The sequence below is a fragment of the Pseudomonas sp. B21-032 genome (assembly GCF_024748965.1).
Lineage (GTDB): Bacteria > Pseudomonadota > Gammaproteobacteria > Pseudomonadales > Pseudomonadaceae > Aquipseudomonas.
On sequence record NZ_CP087180.1, the window covers coordinates 5,657,665 to 5,677,473 of the forward strand.

Below are 19,809 nucleotides of genomic sequence, written 5' to 3' on the forward strand. Positions count from 1 at the left end.
CACACTCACAACAACATTGGGGCTAACCATGAAGATTTCCGCTTTCGGTAAACAGGCAGTCGCCGCAGGCCTCGGCTTGCTGCTCGGCGCCAGCCTGCTCGGCCAGGCTGTCGCTGGTGAGCAACTGCAGCAGATCAAAAACAAGGGCGTGATCAACATCGGCCTTGAAGGCACTTATCCACCGTTCAGCTTCGTCGACGCCGACGGTAAGCTGGCCGGCTTCGAAGTGGAGCTTTCCAAAGCCCTGGCCAAGGAGCTGGGGGTCAAGGTCAAGCTGCAGCCAACCAAGTGGGATGGCATCCTCGCGGCACTGGAGTCCAAGCGCCTGGACGCGGTGGTGAACCAGGTGACCATCTCCGATGAGCGCAAGAAGAAGTATGACTTCTCCGCGCCCTACACCGTTTCCGGGATTCAGGCGCTGGTGCTGACGAAAAAGGCCGCCGAGCTGAACATCAAGTCCGCTGCCGACCTGGGCGGCAAGAAAGTCGGCGTGGGCCTGGGCACCAACTACGAACAGTGGGTCAAAGCCAACGTGCCGACCGCAGACGTGCGCACCTACGAAGACGATCCGACCAAGTTCCAGGACCTGCGCGTCGGCCGGATCGACGCCATCCTGATCGACCGTCTGGCGGCGCTGGAATACGCCAAGAAAGCCAAGGACACCACTGCCGCCGGTGACGCCTTCTCCCGCCAGGAAGCCGGTATTGCCCTGCGCAAAGGTGAGCCGGAACTGCTGGCAGCAGTGAACAAAGCTCTCGACAAGCTACGCGCCGACGGCACACTGAAAAAGCTTTCGGAAAAGTACTTCAACGCTGACGTCACCCAATAATGGAAGCAGCTTTGCAACTGGCGCTGGAGTCCGCGCCCTTTTTGCTCAAGGGCGCGTACTTTACGGTCATTCTCAGCCTCGGCGGGATGTTCTTTGGCCTGTTGCTGGGCTTTGGCCTGGCGCTGATGCGCCTGTCGTCGATCAAGCTGCTGAGCTGGACGGCGCGAGTCTACGTGTCGTTCTTTCGCGGCACGCCGCTGCTGGTGCAGCTGTTCATGATCTACTACGGCCTGCCACAACTGGGCATCGAGCTCGACCCGCTGCCGGCAGCGTTGATCGGCTTCTCGCTGAACATGGCCGCCTATGCCTGTGAAATTCTCCGCGCCGCGATCAGTTCCATCGACCGCGGCCAGTGGGAGGCTGCCGCCAGCATCGGCATGACCCGTGGCCAGGCCATGCGCCGGGCAATCATGCCGCAAGCGGCGCGCACCGCCTTGCCGCCACTGGGCAACAGCTTCATCTCGCTGGTCAAGGACACCGCCCTGGCCGCCACCATCCAGGTGCCGGAGCTGTTCCGCCAGGCGCAGCTGATTACTGCGCGCACCTTCGAGATCTTCACCATGTACCTTGCCGCCGCACTGATCTACTGGGTGCTGGCCAGCGTTCTCGCGCACCTGCAGAACCGCCTGGAAGCGCGGGTCAACCGGCACGACCAGGAGTCCTGAGGCATGATCGAGGTACAACGACTGAGCAAGCAGTTCAACGGCCAGACCGTGCTCGATGACATCAGCCTCAAGGTCGAGGCCGGCGAGGTGATCGCCATCATCGGCCCCAGCGGCTCGGGCAAGACCACCTTCCTGCGTTGCCTGAACCTGCTGGAAACCCCGAGCAGCGGGCGCATCAAGGTCGGCAAGGTAGAAATCGACGCCAACCGCCCGCTGGGCCAGCAAAGCGGGCTGATCCGCCAGTTGCGTCAGGAAGTCGGTTTTGTCTTCCAGAACTTCAACCTGTTCCCCCATCGCACGGCGCTGGAGAACGTCATCGAAGGCCCGCTGGTGGTCAAGAAGACCCCGCACGAACAAGCCGTGGCCCTGGGCATGAAGCTGCTGGCCAAGGTCGGCCTGGCCGGCAAGGAAGCCGCCTACCCGCGCAAGCTCTCCGGCGGTCAGCAGCAGCGGGTAGCGATTGCCCGGGCCCTGGCGATGGAGCCGGAAGTGATCCTCTTCGACGAGCCGACCTCGGCGCTCGACCCCGAGCTGGTCGGTGAAGTGCTGGCGACCATTCGTGGCCTGGCCGAAGAAAAGCGCACCATGATCATCGTCACCCATGAAATGAGCTTTGCCCGCGACGTGGCCAACCGGGTGATCTTCTTCGACAAGGGCGTTATCGTTGAACAGGGCGAAGCCAAAGCGCTGTTCGCCCACCCCAAGGAAGACCGCACGCGCCAGTTCCTGAGCAAGTTCCTCGGTACCCAGAACACCGGCTACTGAGTTTTTCCCCGACCTTTCCCCGCCCCTCTTACAGCGCCTGCCCAGCCCCGGCAGGCGTTCGTCCAGCGACCGCCAAGTACTTCTATATTTATTCCTAAAAGTTAGTTTATTTAATTTTTATACGCTATTAGGGTATATGAACCGGACCACCGGACCAGCGCAATTTTGTCGTCGCAACCCGCGCCGACGTTTTCAATTCGTGAGGTAGGTATGGTCAGGAACACAATCACCCCAGTGCGTAACGCCAGGGCATTGAGTGCAGCCAAGGAGCGGTACTGATGTCCAATCTGGCAGAAACCACAGTCCACAGCGATCTGGACAGCGCCCCGCTGTTGCTGCCGGCCAAGGTGCTGAGCAACGACGAACAAGCCCTGCAGGCAGCCCATGAACTGGCTGAGGCAGCACGCACCCAAGCGGCCAAACGTGACCAGCAGCGCAAGCTGCCCTGGGCAGAAATCGAACAGTTCACCCGCAGCGGCCTGGGCAGCATCAGCATCCCGCGCGCCTTTGGTGGCGCGCAGGTGTCGTTTGTCACCATCGCGGAAGTCTTTCGCATCATCAGCGCCGCCGACCCGGCGCTGGGGCAGATCCCGCAAAACCAGTTCGGCATCCTGCAACTGCTCAAAGGCACCGCCACAGAGCGGCAGAAAGAGCTGCTGTTCACCTCGGTGCTCGATGGCTGGCGCATCGGTAATGCCGGGCCGGAACGCGGCACCAAGCACACCCTGGACCTCAAGGCACGGATCACCCGTGAGGGCGATCACTATGTGCTCAGCGGCCAGAAGTTCTATTCCACCGGCGCCCTGTTTGCCCATTGGGTCGCGGTCAAGGCGTTGAACGATGACGGCCGTCAGGCCATGGCCTTTGTCCGCCGCGGCACCCCGGGCCTGCGCATCGTCGATGACTGGTCCGGTTTCGGCCAGCGCACCACCGCCAGCGGCACCGTGCTGCTGGACAAGGTGCAGGTCGATGCGGAGCTGGTGATCGACACCTGGAAACAGAGCGAAGTAGCAAACATCCAGGGCGCGGCTTCGCAGCTGATCCAGGCGGCCATCGATGCCGGTATCGCCGAAGCGGCGATTGCCGACACCATCGCCTTCGTTCGCGACAAAGCCCGGCCATGGATCGACGCCAAGGTCGATCGTGCCAGCGATGATCTCTATGTAATCGCCGACGTCGGCCGCCTGCAGCTTGAACTGCATGCCGCCCAGGCGCTGCTTTCCAAGGCTGCGCGGGTGCTCGACGAAGTCAGCGCCGCGCCGGTCGATGCCGCTGCGGCCGCTCGCGCTTCGATTGCCGTGGCCGAAGCCAAGGTGCTGACCACCGAGATTTCGCTGCTGGCCAGCGAGAAGCTCTTCGAGCTCTCCGGCAGCCGCGCCACCCTAGCCGAGTTCAACCTCGACCGGCACTGGCGCAATGCCCGCGTGCACACCCTGCACGATCCGGTGCGCTGGAAATACCACGCCGTCGGCGCCTATCACCTCAACGGTACCTTGCCTGCCCGGCACTCCTGGATTTGACCAGACCACTGGAGCCCTGTTTATGAGCCTTTTGCCACAACCGCACGCCAACGTCGCGGTCATCCACACTGACGCCCAGGCATTGCAAGTCGCCGAGGAAATCGCCATTCAGCTGCGCCGCGACAGCGCCCTGCGCGACCGCGAACGACGCCTGCCGCACCCTGAACTTGAACTGTTCTCGCGCTCCGGCCTGTGGGGCATCAGCGTGCCCAAGGCCTTTGGTGGCGCTGGCGTATCGAACGTCACCCTGGCCAAGGTCATCGCCCGCATCGCCCAGGCCGACGCCTCGCTGGGGCAGATCCCGCAGAACCACTTCTATGCCCTGGAAGTGCTGCGGGTCAACGGCAGCGCGGCGCAACAGCAGCGCCTGTACGCCGAAGTAGTGGCCGGCCAGCGCTTTGGCAATGCCCTGGCCGAGCTGGGCACCAAGACCGCCCACGACCGCACCACCGCCCTTAGCCGCGACGGCGATGCTTACCGCATCAACGGGCGCAAGTTCTACGCCACCGGTGCGCTCTATGCCCAGCGCATTCCCACCTCGGTTGTCGATGAGGACGGCATCCAGCGCCTGGCCTTCGTCCCGGCAGACAGTACCGGGCTGAAGGTCATCGACGACTGGAGCGGCTTCGGCCAGCGCACCACCGGCAGCGGGTCGGTGCTGTTCGATAACGTCCAGGTTGGCGCCGAAGACGTGCTGCCGTTCCAGAGCGCCTTCGAGCGCCCGACCACGGTCGGCCCGCTGGCGCAGATCCTCCACGCCGCCATCGACACCGGCATCGCCCGCGCCGCCTACGAAGATGCCCTGCACTTCGTGCGCACCCGCAGCCGGCCATGGGTCGACTCCGGGGTCGATAAGGCCAGCGAAGATCCACTGACGCTGAAATCCTTCGGCCATCTGGCGATCCGTTTGCACGCCACTGAAGCGCTGCTCGAACGCGCCGGCGAATACCTCGACCGCGCCCAGGCCGAGCCCAATGCCGCAACCGTCGCCGCCGCCTCCATCGCCGTGGCCGAAGCGCGGGCGATCAGCACCGAGATTTCCCTCGCCGCCGGCACCACTCTGTTCGAGCTGTCGGGCAGCCAGGCCACCCTGGCCGAGCATGGCCTCGACCGGCACTGGCGCAACGCCCGGGTGCACACCCTGCACGACCCGGTGCGCTGGAAGTACCACGCCATCGGCAACTACTACCTCAACGATGAAAACCCACCGTTGCGGGGCACCATCTGATGGCCAAGAAAAAGATCCTGCTCAACGCCTTCAACATGAACTGCGTTGGCCATATCAACCACGGCCTGTGGACCCACCCGCGGGACAACTCGAGCCAGTACAAAACCCTCGAATACTGGACCGAGCTTGCCCAGTTGCTCGAGCGCGGGCTGTTCGACGGGCTGTTCATCGCCGATATCGTCGGTGTCTACGACGTCTACCAGCAGTCGGTCGATGTACCGCTCAAAGAGTCGATCCAGCTACCGGTCAACGACCCGCTGCTGCTGGTCTCGGCCATGGCCGCGGTCACCCGCAACCTGGGTTTCGGCCTGACCGCCAACCTCACCTACGAGCCGCCGTACCTGTTTGCCCGGCGCCTTTCCACCCTCGACCACCTGAGCCGTGGCCGGGTCGGCTGGAACATCGTCACCGGCTACCTCGACAGCGCTGCCAAGGCCATGGGCCTGGACCAGCAACCCGAGCACGACCGCCGCTATGACCAGGCCGACGAGTACCTGCAGGTGCTGTACAAGCTCTGGGAAGGCAGCTGGGAAGACGGCGCGGTGCTCAATGATCAGCAGCAGCGGATCTACGCCCAGCCGGACAAGGTGCACAAGGTCAAGCATCAAGGCGAGTTCTACCGGGTCGAGGGCTATCACCTCTGCGAGCCGTCGCCGCAGCGTACGCCGGTGCTGTTCCAGGCTGGCAGCTCCGAGCGTGGCCTGGGCTTTGCCGGCAACCATGCCGAATGCGTGTTCATCAGCGGCCAGAACAAGGCCGCCACCCGCGCCCAGGTCGACAAGGTCCGCGCTGCCGCCGTCGCAGCCGGGCGCGACCCGCAAGCCATCAAGGTGTTCATGGGCCTGACGGTGATCGTCGCCCGCACCGAAGAACAGGCCAAGGCCAAGCACGCCGAGTACCTACGCTATGCCAGCCCCGAGGCCGGTGTTGCGCACTTTGCCAGTTCCACCGCTATCGATTTTTCCGAGTACGAACTGGACGAGCCGATCCAGTACGTGAAAAGCAATGCCATCCAGTCTGCCACCAGGAACCTGCAGAACAACGACTGGACCCGGCGCAAGCTGCTCGAACAGCACGCTCTGGGCGGGCGCTACATCACCCTGATCGGCTCGCCGACCCAGGTCGCCGACGCGCTGGAAAGCTGGATCGCCGAAACCGGCCTCGACGGTTTCAACCTGGCGCGCACGGTCACCCCGGAAAGCTATGTCGACTTCATCGACCTGGTCATCCCCGAGTTGCAACGCCGCGGCTCGTACAAGACCGCCTACGAACAGGGCAGCCTGCGCGAAAAACTCTTCGCCAGCGACCAGCCTCACCTGCCGGCAGACCATCCTGGCGCCAGCTATCGCCACACCACCACGACCCCGACGGGAGCGCTACAGCATGCTTAAGACCTTTATTGCCCGCCCGGTCGCAGCCCTGGCCTTGAGCCTCGGCCTGTTCGGCGCCGCCCAGGCCGCCGATGCCCTGAAAGTCGGCACCACCGCAGCCTTCTCGATCCCGCTTGAAGCCGCCGTCAGCGAGGCCAAGAAACAGGGCCTGGACGTCGAACTGATCGAGTTCAGCGACTGGATCGCGCCGAATGTCAGCCTGGCGGCCGGCGACATCGACGTGAACTACTTCCAGCACATCCCGTTCCTGGAAAACGCCAAGGCTGCTGCCGGTTTCGACCTGGTGCCCTTCGCCCCGGGGATTATCAACAACGTCGGCCTGTATTCGAAAAAGTACAAGAGCTTCGCCGAGCTGCCCGAGGGCGCCAGCGTGGCCATCGCCAACGACCCGATCAACAGCGGCCGCGGTTTGCAGTTGCTGGCCAAGGCCGGCCTGATCACCCTCAAGCCCGGCGTCGGCTACAAGGCCACCGAAGAAGACATTGTCGCCAATCCGAAGAAGCTGAAGATCCTCCAGGTTGAAGCAGTACAACTGGTGCGTGCCTACGACGACGCCGACCTGGTCCAGGGCTACCCGGCCTACATCCGCCTGGCCAAGACCTTCGACGCCACTTCGGCGCTGCTGTTCGACGGCCTCGACCACAAGGAATACGTGATCCAGTTCGTCATCCGCCCGCAGAGCAAGGACGACCCGCGCCTGGCCAGGTTCATCGACATCTACCAGCACTCGCCGGTGGTGCGTGCTGCCCTCGACCAGGCCCACGGCAAGCTCTACCAAGCCGGCTGGGAGAGCTGAAATGAGCGCCATCAGCGCCCGCGTGGCGCAGGAGCAGCAGGCCACTTTCGCGCCCCTGCAACAGGCCCGGCAACGGGCCTTGCACCCGGAGCTGGGCAACGCCCATGTACGCTTCATTGGCCTCGGCAAGACGTACCCTGGCCAACAGGCCCCGGCGCTGGACGGCATCGACCTGAACATCCAGCACGGTGAGATCTTCGGCATCATCGGCCGCAGCGGCGCCGGCAAGTCGTCGCTGATCCGCACCATCAACCGCCTGGAGCAACCCAGCCAGGGCCGGGTGCTGATCGACCAGGTAGACATCGGCGAGTACGACGAAGACCGCCTGGTGCGCCTGCGCCGGCGCATCGGCATGATCTTCCAGCACTTCAACCTGATGTCGGCCAAGACCGTCTGGCAGAACGTCGAGCTGCCGCTCAAGGTGGCCGGCGTGCCCAAGGCCGAGCGCCAGCGCAAGGTTGCCCAATTGCTGGAACTGGTCGGCCTGCAGGAGAAGCATCACGTCTACCCGGCGCAGTTGTCCGGCGGGCAGAAGCAGCGCGTCGGCATTGCCCGGGCGCTGGTGCATGACCCCGAGATCCTGCTGTGTGACGAGGCTACGTCGGCACTCGACCCGGAAACCACCGAGTCGATCCTCGGCCTGCTACGCGATATCAACCAGCGCCTGGGTTTGACCATCGTGTTGATCACCCACGAGATGGCGGTGATCCGCGATATCTGCCACCGGGTGGTGGTGCTCGAGCGTGGGCGCATCGTTGAACAAGGCGCTGTCTGGCAGGTGTTCGGCGATCCGCAGCATGAGGTCAGCAAGACCCTGCTCGCGCCCTTGCAGCCGGCTCTGCCAGCTGCGTTGCAGGCTCGCTTGCAGCCGCAACCGGCGGGGCCTGAGGCAGCACTGGTGTTGAGCTTGCGGGTGAGTGGCAAAGACAAGCAGGCGCCGGAATTGTCTTCATTATTCGCCTTGCTCGGCGGTCGGATCAGCTTGCTGCAAGGCGGCATCGAACCGATCCAGGGCCGCGCGTTGGGGCAGCTTGTTGTGTCGGTGGCCAACTCGCCGCACCGCCACGAGCAAGTGATTGAGCGCGCCCGGCAATGGGCGGCACAAGTGGAGGTATTGGGTTATGTGGTTTGATCGCTTGCTCCAGGGCGTGCTCGACACCCTGCTGATGGTCGGCGTCTCATCGCTGATCGCCCTGCTCGCCGGCGTGCCGCTGGCGGTGATCCTGGTCACCAGTGGCAAGGGCGGGATCTTTGAAGCGCCTGCCCTGAACCGGGTGCTCGGCGCCTTCGTCAACCTGTTCCGCTCGATTCCGTTCCTGATCCTGATGGTGGCCTTGATTCCCTTCACCCGCTTGATCGTCGGCACCACCTACGGCGTCTGGGCGGCAGTGGTACCGCTGACCATTGCCGCCACACCGTTCTTTGCGCGCATTGCCGAAGTCAGCCTGCGCGAGGTCGACCACGGCCTGATCGAAGCGGCCCAGGCCATGGGCTGCCGGCGCTGGCATATCGTCTGGCATGTACTGCTGCCCGAAGCCCTGCCGGGCATTGTTGGCGGCTTTACCATCACCCTGGTGACCATGATCAACTCCTCGGCCATGGCCGGCGCCATCGGTGCCGGAGGCCTGGGCGACATCGCCTACCGCTATGGCTACCAGCGCTTCGACAGCCAGATCATGCTGACGGTGATCGTCATGCTGGTGGTGCTGGTGGCGTTGATTCAGCTGGGTGGGGACCGGTTGGCGAAGGGTTTGAACAAGCGCTGAGTTTATCGCGGGTCAAGCCCGCTCTCACAGAATACACCGTTGCAACTGTGGGAGCGGGCTGGACCCGCGATGGCGTAATCACTGGCGCTGCGGCTCGCGGATCTTGTACCAGGCCACGTACAGCGCCGGCAAAAACAGCAGGGTCAGCAAGGTGGCGACGATGATCCCGCCGATCATGGCGTAGGCCATCGGCCCCCAGAACACTTCGCGGGCGATCGGGATCATGCCCAGGCTCGCCGCTGCCGCAGTCAGCAAAATCGGCCGGCGCCTGTGGTTGGTCGCTTCCAGCACCGCATCCCAGGGCGAGTAGCCCTGGGCTTCGTACTCGTCGATCTGGGTCACCAGGATCACCGAGTTGCGGATGATGATGCCGATCAGCGCAAGAATCCCCAGGATCGCCACAAAGCCCATCGGCGTGCCGGTCGGCACCAGCGCCAGGACCACGCCGATCAAGCCCAGCGGCGCCACACTGGCGACCAGAAACAGCTTCTGCACGCTGTGCAGCTGAATCATCAGGAAGGTGCCCATCATGAACAGCATCAGCGGCACCACCTTGGCGATCGGGCCCTGGGCCTTGCCGCTTTCTTCCACGGTACCGCCGGTGGCCACGGCGTAACCCACCGGCAGTTTGCTGGCGAATTCGTCGATCTGCGGCTTGAGCTCGGCCACCAGGTCGGTCGGCTGGATTTCGCCGCGCACCGAGGCCTTGATGGTGATGGTCGGTTTGCGGTCGCGACGCCATACCAGCGGCTGTTCCAGCTCATAGCGCACGGTGGCGAAGGCCAGCAGCGGGATAGAGGTGCCGTTGGGGGTGACGATCTGCAGGTTTTGCAGGGTCTGCGGCGTGCCGCGCTCGCTGTCTACGGCGCGCGCGATGACGTCGATCAGGTAGATGTTGTCGTTGACCTCGGTCACCGGCGCGCCGCTGACGATGCTGTTCATCACATTGGCCACGTCTTCGGACGACAACCCGAGCTGGCGCGCCTTGTCTTGGGCGATCTCGACCCGCAGCACCTTGCCCGGCTCGTTCCAGTCGTAAATCATCTCGCCGATGTGCTCGTTCTGGTCGAGCAGCGAGGCCAGAGCAATGGCGTGCTTGCGCACTTCATCGATGTCCTTGCCGCTGACCCGGTACTGGATCGGCCGCCCGACCGGCGGGCCCATTTCCAGTGACTGGACGTTGCTGCCAATGCCGACGAAGTCTTCACGCAGGCGCTTTTGCAGGCGCGCCATCAATGCCTCGCGCGACTCCAGGCCTTTGCTGACAATCACCAGCTGGGCGTAGTACGGGTTCTGCAGTTGCTGGTCCAGCGGCAGGTAGAAACGGATCGCGCCCTGGCCGATGTAAGTGCTCCAGCGCACGATATCCGGGTCGCCCTTGAGCGTCGCTTCCAGGCGATCCACCGCCTTGCGGGTTTCCTCGATCGAGGCGTTTTGCGGCAGGTTGAGGTCGACGAGAATTTCCGGGCGGTCCGAGGACGGGAAGAACTGGTTCTGCACGAATCGCATGCAGAACACCGCCAGCACGAACAACAACACAGTGCCGATGATGGTCAGCCAGCGATGACGCATGCACCACAGCAGGCTGTTGCCAAAGGCCTTGCCGATACGCCCCGGCTCTTCGCTGTGCGGTTTGACCTTGGTGCTGAGGATATGCACGCCGAGTACCGGGGCAAATACTACGGCCACCACCCAGGACACCAGCAAGGCGGCCGCGATCACCGCGAACAGGGTGTAGGTGTACTCCCCTGCCGAGCTGGCATTGAGGCCGATCGGCACGAAGCCCGCGACCGTCACCAGGGTACCGGTAAGCATCGGAAAGGCGGTCGAGGTGTAGGCGAAGGTGGCTGCCTGCTCCTTGCTCTCGCCCATTTCCAGGCGCGTGACCATGACCTCGACGGTGATCATCGCATCGTCCACCAACAGGCCCAGGGCAATGATCAGCGCGCCCAGGGAGATCCGCTGCATGGTGATGCCGCTGTATTCCATGAAGATGAAGACCATGGCCAGCACCAGCGGAATCGAGCAGGCCACCACCAGACCGGCGCGTACCCCGAGGCTGATGAAGCTGACCACCAGGACGATCACCACCGCCTCGAACAGGGCGCTGGTAAAGCCGCCCACGGCCTCCTCTACCACCACCGCCTGGTCAGACACCGTATGCACGCCAACACCAACCGGCAACTCGGAGACCACGCGGTCCATCATCTTGTGCAGGTCGGCACCGAACACCTGGATGTTGCCGCCGGCCTTCATACCGATGGCCAGGCCAATGGCGGTCTGGCCGTTGTAGCGAAACATCGGCGCGGGTGGGTCGACAAAGCCTCGCTGGATCTCGGCGATATCCGCCAGGCGGAAAAAACGGTCGTTGATGCGCAGGTTGACCGCCTCGAGGTCTTTCTCCGAGGCGAACTGGCCGGTGGTGCGTACCGAAATGCGCTCGGGACCGGCCTCGATCACCCCGGCCGGGGTGACTGCGTTCTGGCTCTGCAGGGCCTGCAGTACCTGGCGCTGGTCGATGCCGAACGACGCCAGCTTGCGGGTCGAGAAGTTCAGGTAGAGCACCTCGTCCTGGGTGCCGATCATTTCCACCTTGCCCAGGTTGGGCACTTCACGGATCTCGGCGCGCACCTGTTCGACGTAGTCGCGCAGCTGGCGCATGCTCAGGCCATCGGCGGTAAAGGCGTAGATCGAACCGAACACGTCACCGAACTCATCGTTGAAACCCGGGCCCTGAATGCCTTGGGGAAACTCGCCGCGAATATCCTGGATCTTCTTGCGCACCTGATACCAGATCTGCGGGATGTCCGCCGCCTTGGTGGTGTCGCGCAGGTTGACGTAAACGGTCGACTCGCCAGGGCGGGTGTAGCTTTTCACATAGTCGAGGGAGTCCAGCTCTTCGAGCTTCTTTTCGATGCGGTCGGTGACCTGGTACAGCGTTTCATCCTGGGTCGCACCCGGCCAGCGGGTCTGAATGACCATGGTCTTGATGGTGAACGAAGGGTCTTCCTCACGCCCCAGGTTCATGTAGGAAAACACGCCCATCAGCAAGCCGACGAACATCAGGTACCAGACAAAGGATTGGTGCTTCAGCGCCCACTCCGACAGGTTGAAGCTTCCATTCATTGCGGGTCTTCCTCGTCGACGATGACCTTCTGGCCCGGTTTGAGACTGTTTACACCGGCGGTTACTACTCGCTCGCCAGGCTGTACGCCCGAGGCCAGCACTACGCTGCCAGGGGTACGCTCAAGCAGCTTCACATCACGTGTGGCGACGGTTTTTTGCTGCGGATCGACCACCCATACCCGGGTCTTGCCGTCGCTTTCGAGCAAGGCCGACGCCGGCAGTTCGGTGCGTGGCGAAACCGCCGAGGTCAGGGTGACGCTGATAGCCGTGCCGAGACGGAACGCATTCGGCGTATCGACCAAGGTCAGGCGGGCGCGACGGGTGCGGGTGGTGGCATCGGCCTGCGGCTCCAGCTCACGCAGGGTCGCTGTGGTGTTGATATCCGGGTCCAGTTGCGAGGCCACCAGGAACTGAAGCTGCGTGTTCAATTGCTCGGCCAGGCTGGTCGGCAGGTCGATCACCGCTTCCTTGATATCCGGTCGCGCCAGGGTCACCACGGCCTGGCCGGCACTCACCGTTTGCCCGGCCTCGGCCTGCCAATTGGTGACTACGGCGCCATGGTCGGCCTTCAGCTCGCTGTAACCCAGTTGATCACGGGCCTGGTCAACCGCCGCCCGCGCCTGCTTCAGGGAGGCTCCAGTGGTCTTCAGGTCGGTCTGCGCGATGTCCAGCTGGGCTTGCGCACCCACGCCGCGATCAAACAACTGCTGCTGACGTCGGGCGTTGGCCTGGGCGTTGATCCACTGCGCCTGGATCTTCGCCAGGTCGCCCTCAGCGGCGCGCAACTGGTTGCGCTGGTCGGTGGGATCAAGGCTGGCAAGCACATCGCCTGGTTGCACTTGACTGCCGACATCGACCCAGCGCCGGGCAATCCGGCCCCCCACACGAAAGCCCAGGGTGCTTTCAAAACGGGCCTGGATGCTGCCAGCGAAACGTCCAAGATTGGCCTGTACCTGTGGCTGGGCAATGACCGACAGCACTGGTCGCACAGGTTCTGGCGCACTGGCTTGCTTGCCGCAACCTACGAGCAGCAGTGCGCCGCCCAAGACAAACGTGATTGTTTTCATTGCGCCACCCCGCTGTCCTTGAGCGGCGCGATTTCCACCTGCATGCCCGGATTTAACAGTTGCCCGCCCGTTACCACAACGGTTTCCCCACCTTTGAGGCCATCGCCCACCACCACCTTGCCGGTCAGGTAGCGCATCACCTTGACCTTCTGCAAGCGCACCTTGTCACCCTCGCCCACCAGCCACACCGCCGGCTCATGCAGGTCTTTGGTCAGCGCTGACCAGGGCAACTCTACGCTCGGCTTGCCCTGAACTTTGCCGGTGGCAGTAACTGGCGAGCCCAGGTCCATGCCGGGCGGCACATCATTCAATGCCACCTTGACCTGCACCGTGCCGCTTTGCGCCGAAACCGTCGGGGTGACCTCACGGATGTAACCCTGAGCCTGGATTTTCGGGTTATCCACCAGGCTGACCTTGATTGCCTCACGGGTGGCCGGGGCCACCAGCAAGGCTTCGTAGACATTGAACACCGCATCGCGCTCACCATCGCGGGCCAGGCTGAAGATCGGCACCGTGGCCTGAACCACCTGGCCGACCTCGGCCTGGCGCTCGGTGATCACCCCGTCCGCCTCGGCGACCAGCGCGGTGTAGCTCAACTGCTCTCGGGCGTTGGCCAGTTGCGCCTGGGCGGCCTTGAGTGCGCTCTGGCTGCTGCGCAAGGCGGCTTCGGCCGAATCGTATTCGCTCTGGCTGGTGTAGCCCTTGGGCAGCAGTTTTTGCTGGCGAACAAAGGCCGCGGCAGTCTGGGTCACGCGCGCCTGCTCGGCGAAGACCTCGGCCTTGGCCGAGTCGACGTTGGTTTGCAGGTCCTTGGGGTCAAGCCTGGCCAGTACCTGGTTGGCCTTGATGTGATCGCCGACATCGACGCTGCGGGCAATGATCTTGCCGCCCACGCGAAAGGAAAGATCGGTCTGCACCCGCGCCTGAACATCGCCGGTCAGGGTTACGGACGCTGCGAAATCACTGGGCTGAACACGTTGAACACCAACCCTGGGCAGTTCGGCTTCAGGGGCTTTTTTCTCCCCGCATCCCGTCAGCACCAGCGACACCCCCAGGCAGACGAGCGATAAAGGACGCAACACCCTCATGCAGGCTCCTTGCATGTGCCAGATCTATTTAGGAATGCGAGTGTTAGCGTAGATCAGGGTTCCCTTGATCGCTTGTCGGTGTACACAATTCGTTCACCACGCGGAATCGGCGATACTGCCCTCTTTACCTGAATGGACGCTGCCATGCTGACCACCCTGGCTGTCGCCAACTACCGCTCGATCAATCACCTGGTGCTGCCACTGGCACGCCTTAACGTCATCACCGGGCCCAACGGCAGCGGCAAGTCCAACCTGTACAAGGCCCTGCGCCTGCTCGCCGAAACGGCGCAAGGCGGTGTGGTCAACGCCCTGGCGGTGGAGGGCGGGCTGGAGTCGACGTTCTGGGCCGGCCCCGAGCAGATCAGCCGGCGCATGAGCAACGGCGAAGTCGCCATCCAGGGCGGCCCGCGCCAGCATGCACGGCGCTTGCGCCTGGGCTTTGGCGACGAAGAATTCGGCTACGCCATCGGTCTCGGCCTGCCGGAGCCAAGCAGGTCATCTTTCGCCCTCGACCCGCAGATCAAGCGCGAAAGCATCTGGGCAGGTCCGTTGTACCGCCCGGCCAGCCTGCTGGTGGACCGCCAGGGGCCGATGGTCAAGGTCCGTGAAGGCCGCCAATGGGAGGTGCAGGCGCAGCACACGCCGAGCTTCGACAGCCTGTTCGACCAGGTCGGCAACCTGCGCTCCTCACCGGAGGTGTTGCTGCTGCGTGAGCGCATCCGTGGCTGGCGCTTCTACGATCACTTTCGCACCGACCGTGATGCCCCGGCCCGCCGCCGGCAACTGGGTACGCGCACGCCGGTACTGCACCACGACGGCCGCGACCTGGCCGCCGCGCTGCAGACCATCATCGAGATCGGCGACCCGCAGGCCTTGCAGGCAACCATCGCCGATGCCTTCCCCGGCGCACGCCTGGAGATCGATGCCGTGCCGGGTGGGGCGTTCGGGGTGTTGTTTCATCAAGAGGGCTTGTTGCGGCCGCTGAGCGCCGCCGAACTGTCAGACGGTACCTTGCGCTACCTGCTGCTGGTCGCCGCGCTGCTGACGCCAAGGCCGCCGACCATGATGGTACTGAACGAGCCGGAAACCAGCTTGCACCCGGATTTGCTGCCAGCGTTGGCGCGCTTGATCGTTCGTGCCTCGGAGCAGTGTCAGGTGTGGGTGGTGTCGCATGCACGAAGATTGGTGGCCGCGTTGGAACAGGATGCGAGCTGCAATTCGATCGTGCTGGAGAAGGTGCTGGGGCAGACCCGCGTTGCCGGTCAGGGGATGCTGGATGAGCCGGCCTGGCACTGGCCGGAGTGAAAACCAATCGCGGGGCAAGCCCGCTCCTACCCATTTGTAGGAGCGGGCTTGCCCCGCGAAGGGTTTCAGATCACGCCGAAACCGGCGCCGGCGCGCGACGCACGTCCGGTTGTTTCCACGAGTCGGCAGCGCTTTCTTCGATAGCCTGCTGGATCGCCCGACGGCGACGCTCTTCGGCCTGACGGCTGAAGTACCAGACCATGAAGGTCACCAGCGACACGCTGAGCAGGATCAGGCTGGCCACGGCGTTGATTTCCGGCTTCACGCCCAGACGCACGGCAGAGAAGACTTCCATCGGCAGGGTGGTCGAACCCGGGCCGGAGACGAAGCTGGCCAGTACCAGGTCGTCCAGCGACAGGGCAAAGGACATCATCCCGCCCGCTGCCAGCGACGGTGCGATCATCGGGATGGTGATCAGGAAGAACACCTTCCACGGCCGGGCACCGAGGTCCATGGCCGCTTCTTCGATCGACAGGTCCAGCTCACGCAGGCGCGCCGATACCACTACCGCCACATAGGCTGCGCAGAAGGTGGTGTGGGCGATCCAGATGGTGACGATGCCACGCTCCTGCGGCCAGCCGATCATCTGCGCCATGGCCACGAACAGCAGCAACAGCGACAGACCGGTGATCACCTCGGGCATTACCAACGGTGCGGTAACCAGGCCACCGAACAGCGTGCGGCCCTTGAAGCGGGTAACCCGGGTCAGCACGAAGGCGGCCAGGGTGCCCAGCGCCACGGCGGCGATCGCGGTGTAGCAGGCGATCTCCAGTGAGCGCATCACCGAGCCCATCAACTGGGTGTTGTCGAGCAGGCCGACGTACCACTTCACCGACCAGCCGCCCCACACCGTCACCAGCTTGGAGGCGTTGAACGAGTAGATCACCAGGATCAGCATGGGCAGGTAGATGAACAGCAGGCCCAGGACCAACATCAATTTGGAGAAACTGAAACGCTTCATGCCCTGCCCTCCATCTCTTTGGCCTGACTACGGTTGAAGAGCAGGATCGGTACGATCAGGATCGCCAGCATCACTACCGCCAGGGCAGAGGCCACCGGCCAGTCACGGTTGTTGAAGAACTCTTGCCAGAGCACTTTACCGATCATCAGGGTTTCCGGGCCGCCAAGCAGCTCAGGAATGACGAACTCGCCCACCACCGGAATGAACACCAGCATGCAGCCGGCGATGATGCCGTTCTTCGACAGCGGCACGGTGATTTTCCAGAAGCTGTTGAAGGTGCTCGAACCCAGGTCCGAAGCGGCTTCAAGCAGGCTCTGGTCATGCTTCACCAGGTTGGCGTAGAGCGGCAGGATCATGAACGGCAGGTACGAATAGACCACGCCGATATACACCGCAAGGTTGGTGTTGAGGATCTGCAACGGCTGATCGATCCAGCCCAGCCACAGCAGCAGGGCGTTGAGCAGGCCATTGTTGCTGAGGATGCCCATCCAGGCATAGACACGGATCAGGATTGCGGTCCAGGTCGGCATCATGATCAGCAGCAACAGTACCGTCTGGGTTTCCTTGCGGGCGTTGGCGATGGCGTAGGCCATCGGATAGCCGATCAGCAGGCACAGCAGCGTGCTGACGAAGGCCATCTTCAACGACCCCAGGTACGCCGAGATGTACAGTTCGTCTTCGGTCAACAGGCCATAGTTGGCCAGGTTGAGCACCAGCTGCACCTTGTCTTCGACGTAGCTGTAGATCTCGGTGTACGGCGGGATCGCCACGTCGGCTTCGGCGAAGCTGATCTTCAGAACGATGAAGAACGGCAGCATGAAGAACAGGAACAGCCAGATGAACGGCACGCCGATCACCACATGGCGCCCCTCGGGCTTTATTCGGTTGAAGGCTCGCTTGAGCTTGCGGGCGTTCATGAGCGCAGTACCACGCCGCTGTCATCCTCCCACCAGACGTAGACCTGGTCGTCCCAGGTCGGCCGGGTGCCCTGGCGCTCGGCGTTGGCAACGAACGACTGGACAATCTTGCCGCCAGGCAGCTCGACGTAGAACACCGAATGGCCACCCAGGTAGGCGATGTCGTGGACCTTGCCGCGCGACCAGTTGTGCTCGCAGGTCGGCTGCTCGGTGGTCACCAGCAGTTTTTCCGGGCGCAGGGCGTAGGTGATGCGCTTGTCTTCCACCGAAGTGGTGACACCGTGGCCGACGTAGATCTTGCGCTCAAGCTCGGGGCTGGCGATCACCGCGTGGCCTTCGGCATCGTCGACCACTTCGCCTTCGAACAGGTTGACGTTGCCGATGAACTCGCAAACCAGGCGGCTGGTCGGGGTTTCATAGATGTCGATCGGGCTGCCGATCTGGGCAATCCAGCCCAGGTGCATGATGGCGATGCGCTGGGCCATGGTCATGGCCTCTTCCTGATCGTGGGTTACCATCACACAGGTCACGCCGACCCGCTCGATGATCTCCACCAGCTCCAGTTGCATCTGCGAGCGCAGCTTCTTGTCCAGCGCGCCCATCGGCTCATCGAGCAGCAGCAGTTTCGGCCGCTTGGCCAGCGAACGGGCCAGGGCCACACGCTGACGCTGGCCACCGGAGAGCTGGTGCGGCTTGCGCTTGGCGTACTGGGTCATGTGCACCAGCTTGAGCATCTCGGCCACGCGGGCGTCGATCTCGGACCTGGGCATGCGGTCCTGCTGCAGGCCGAAGGCGATGTTCTGCGCCACGGTCATGTGCGGGAACAATGCGTACGACTGGAACATCATGTTGATCGGCCGCTCGTAGGGCGGCATATCGGTGATGTCTACGCCATCGAGGAAGATGCGCCCTTCGGTGGGCCGTTCGAAGCCGGCGAGCATGCGCAGCAAGGTGGATTTGCCCGAACCGGAACCACCGAGCAGGGCGAAGATCTCGCCCTTCTTGATTTCCAGGGACACATCGTCCACGGCGACCGTTTCGTCGAACTTTTTCGTGACCCGGTCGATTTTGACCAGCACCTGTTTAGGTTGCTGGTCGCCCTCGAGGGCTTTCTTATAGGCACCGGAGGCAACTGCCATTTGTGAAACTCCCAACAAGATTTTTTGCGTCCGCCCCTGCCGTGACGGACCCTGGATTTTTACTTGCCCGACTTGACCTTGGTCCAGCTACGGGTCATCAACCGTTGCACCTTGGGAGGCAGCTCGGAGTTGACGTACAACTTGTCCAGCACTTCTTGCGGTGGGTAAACCGCTGCGTCGGTTCGCACGCTCTGGTCCATCAGATCGCCAGCCTTGGGGTTCGGGTTGGCGTAACCGACGTAATCACTGACCTGGGCAATTACCTCAGGCTGCAGCAAATAGTTGATGAAGGCATGGGCCTCTTTGACATTCTTGGAGTCCTTGGGGATCGCCAGCATGTCGAACCAGAGGTTGCCGCCTTCCTTGGGAATCGCATAGGCCACCTTGACGCCCTTGCCGGCTTCTTCGGCGCGGGACTTGGCCTGGAATACATCGCCGGAGAAACCGGCAGCCACGCAGATGTCGCCGTTGGCAAGGTCGGAGATGTACTTGGAGGAGTGGAAGTAGGTCACGTAGGGACGCACGGCCAGCAGCTTCTTCTCGGCGTCGGCGTAGTCCTTGGGGTTGGTGCTGTTGGGGTCGCGCCCCATGTAATTGAGCACCGCCGGGAGCATCTCGTCGGCCGAGTCGAGGAACGCGACTCCGCACTTGGAGAGCTTCTTGATGTTCTCCGGCTCGAGCAGCACGGCCCAGGAATCGATCTTGTCGGTACCCAGCGCCGCCTTGACCTTGTCGACGTTATAGCCGATGCCATTGGTGCCCCACAGGTAGGGGACGGCGTACTGGTTGCCCGGGTCGTTCTTTTCCAGGCGCTTCATCAGCGCCGGGTCGAGGTTCGCATAGTTTGGCAGCAGCGCCTTGTCGAGCTTCTGGAACGCGCCTGCCTTGATCTGCTTGCCGAGGAAATGGTTGGACGGCACCACCACGTCATAGCCGGTGCGACCGGCCAGCAGTTTGCCTTCCAGGGTTTCGTTGGAGTCGAAGACATCTTGCACCGGCTTGATGCCAGTGGCTTTTTCGAAGTCCGCGAGGGTGGTCTGACCGATGTAGTCGGACCAGTTATAAATGTGCACCGTGGGCGCCGCTTGGACGCTGATCGCCAGCGTCAGACCCGCTCCAGCCAACATGGCCTTGCGAAATACAGAAATAGACAAGTGGGAGGTCCTCACAAATGTGCCCGTGGCAAACGGCAGAAATACCTGCCGGATAAGCAAACCGGCGCGCAACTTACCTTCGATGCACTCAT

The 19,809-nt window shown here is 63.1% G+C and carries 17 protein-coding genes; 10 read left to right on the forward strand and 7 right to left on the reverse strand.

What is annotated here, in order from left to right:
- The first annotated feature begins 28 nt into the window (after positions 1–28).
- The 9 genes from tcyJ (at position 29) to LOY54_RS26230 (ending at position 8,960) form a co-directional block, all read left to right on the forward strand.
- The gene (gene tcyJ, locus LOY54_RS26190; protein WP_258608547.1) at positions 29–829 is read left to right on the forward strand and encodes a cystine ABC transporter substrate-binding protein; all 801 of its coding nucleotides are present in this window, start codon (positions 29–31) and stop codon (positions 827–829) included.
- Complete coding sequence (tcyL, locus tag LOY54_RS26195) at positions 829–1,494, forward strand: cystine ABC transporter permease (protein WP_258608549.1); 666 nt, start codon at positions 829–831, stop codon at positions 1,492–1,494. The genes tcyJ and tcyL overlap by 1 nt, the downstream gene beginning before the upstream one ends.
- A 3-nt stretch (positions 1,495–1,497) precedes the next feature.
- Positions 1,498–2,259 carry an L-cystine ABC transporter ATP-binding protein TcyN gene (gene tcyN, locus LOY54_RS26200; RefSeq protein WP_045201142.1) on the forward strand — a complete coding sequence of 254 codons (762 nt, stop codon included), beginning with the start codon at positions 1,498–1,500 and terminating at the stop codon, positions 2,257–2,259.
- A gap of 278 nt (positions 2,260–2,537) precedes the next feature.
- Positions 2,538–3,779, forward strand: a complete 1,242-nt coding sequence (locus LOY54_RS26205) for an SfnB family sulfur acquisition oxidoreductase (protein ID WP_258608551.1) — start codon at positions 2,538–2,540, stop codon at positions 3,777–3,779.
- A gap of 22 nt (positions 3,780–3,801) precedes the next feature.
- A complete protein-coding gene (locus LOY54_RS26210; RefSeq protein WP_258608553.1) occupies positions 3,802–5,007 on the forward strand; it encodes an SfnB family sulfur acquisition oxidoreductase in 1,206 nt (401 codons plus the stop codon).
- On the forward strand, positions 5,007–6,398 hold the full coding sequence (locus LOY54_RS26215; RefSeq protein ID WP_258608555.1) for an LLM class flavin-dependent oxidoreductase: 1,392 nt from the start codon (positions 5,007–5,009) through the stop codon (positions 6,396–6,398). The genes LOY54_RS26210 and LOY54_RS26215 overlap by 1 nt, the downstream gene beginning before the upstream one ends.
- Positions 6,391–7,194, forward strand: coding sequence for a MetQ/NlpA family ABC transporter substrate-binding protein (locus tag LOY54_RS26220; RefSeq protein WP_258608556.1), 804 nt, complete (start codon positions 6,391–6,393; stop codon positions 7,192–7,194). The genes LOY54_RS26215 and LOY54_RS26220 overlap by 8 nt, the downstream gene beginning before the upstream one ends.
- A gap of 1 nt (position 7,195) precedes the next feature.
- Positions 7,196–8,326 (forward strand): methionine ABC transporter ATP-binding protein, encoded by a 1,131-nt coding sequence (locus LOY54_RS26225; RefSeq protein WP_195885273.1) that lies wholly within the window; start codon positions 7,196–7,198, stop codon positions 8,324–8,326.
- A complete protein-coding gene (locus LOY54_RS26230) occupies positions 8,316–8,960 on the forward strand; it encodes a methionine ABC transporter permease (RefSeq protein ID WP_093378325.1) in 645 nt (214 codons plus the stop codon). The genes LOY54_RS26225 and LOY54_RS26230 overlap by 11 nt, the downstream gene beginning before the upstream one ends.
- A gap of 78 nt (positions 8,961–9,038) precedes the next feature.
- On the opposite strand, the gene LOY54_RS26235 is transcribed toward LOY54_RS26230, so the two are convergent.
- Genes LOY54_RS26235 through LOY54_RS26245 form a run of 3 tightly spaced genes read right to left on the reverse strand, consistent with a single transcriptional unit; the run spans position 9,039 to position 14,241 of the window.
- Positions 9,039–12,086: an efflux RND transporter permease subunit gene (locus LOY54_RS26235; RefSeq protein WP_093378316.1), complete on the reverse strand. Its 3,048-nt coding sequence runs from the start codon at positions 12,084–12,086 to the stop codon at positions 9,039–9,041.
- Positions 12,083–13,153, reverse strand: a complete 1,071-nt coding sequence (locus LOY54_RS26240; protein WP_258608557.1) for an efflux RND transporter periplasmic adaptor subunit — start codon at positions 13,151–13,153, stop codon at positions 12,083–12,085. The genes LOY54_RS26235 and LOY54_RS26240 overlap by 4 nt, the downstream gene beginning before the upstream one ends.
- Positions 13,150–14,241, reverse strand: a complete 1,092-nt coding sequence (locus LOY54_RS26245; RefSeq protein WP_093378311.1) for an efflux RND transporter periplasmic adaptor subunit — start codon at positions 14,239–14,241, stop codon at positions 13,150–13,152. Before LOY54_RS26245 ends, LOY54_RS26240 begins: the two co-directional genes overlap by 4 nt.
- A gap of 144 nt (positions 14,242–14,385) precedes the next feature.
- On the opposite strand from LOY54_RS26245, the gene LOY54_RS26250 reads away from it, so the two are divergent.
- The gene (locus LOY54_RS26250) at positions 14,386–15,546 is read left to right on the forward strand and encodes an AAA family ATPase (RefSeq protein ID WP_258608558.1); all 1,161 of its coding nucleotides are present in this window, start codon (positions 14,386–14,388) and stop codon (positions 15,544–15,546) included.
- 70 nt (positions 15,547–15,616) lie between these two features.
- On the opposite strand, the gene LOY54_RS26255 is transcribed toward LOY54_RS26250, so the two are convergent.
- Genes LOY54_RS26255 through LOY54_RS26270 form a run of 4 tightly spaced genes read right to left on the reverse strand, consistent with a single transcriptional unit; the run spans position 15,617 to position 19,717 of the window.
- A complete protein-coding gene (locus tag LOY54_RS26255) occupies positions 15,617–16,507 on the reverse strand; it encodes an ABC transporter permease subunit (protein WP_010221198.1) in 891 nt (296 codons plus the stop codon).
- Positions 16,504–17,424: an ABC transporter permease subunit gene (locus LOY54_RS26260; RefSeq protein ID WP_093378301.1), complete on the reverse strand. Its 921-nt coding sequence runs from the start codon at positions 17,422–17,424 to the stop codon at positions 16,504–16,506. Before LOY54_RS26260 ends, LOY54_RS26255 begins: the two co-directional genes overlap by 4 nt.
- Complete coding sequence (gene potA, locus LOY54_RS26265) at positions 17,421–18,563, reverse strand: polyamine ABC transporter ATP-binding protein (RefSeq protein WP_045201117.1); 1,143 nt, start codon at positions 18,561–18,563, stop codon at positions 17,421–17,423. The genes LOY54_RS26260 and potA overlap by 4 nt, the downstream gene beginning before the upstream one ends.
- 59 nt (positions 18,564–18,622) lie before the next feature.
- On the reverse strand, positions 18,623–19,717 hold the full coding sequence (locus tag LOY54_RS26270) for a polyamine ABC transporter substrate-binding protein (RefSeq protein ID WP_093378296.1): 1,095 nt from the start codon (positions 19,715–19,717) through the stop codon (positions 18,623–18,625).
- Between the last annotated feature and the right edge of the window lie 92 nt (positions 19,718–19,809).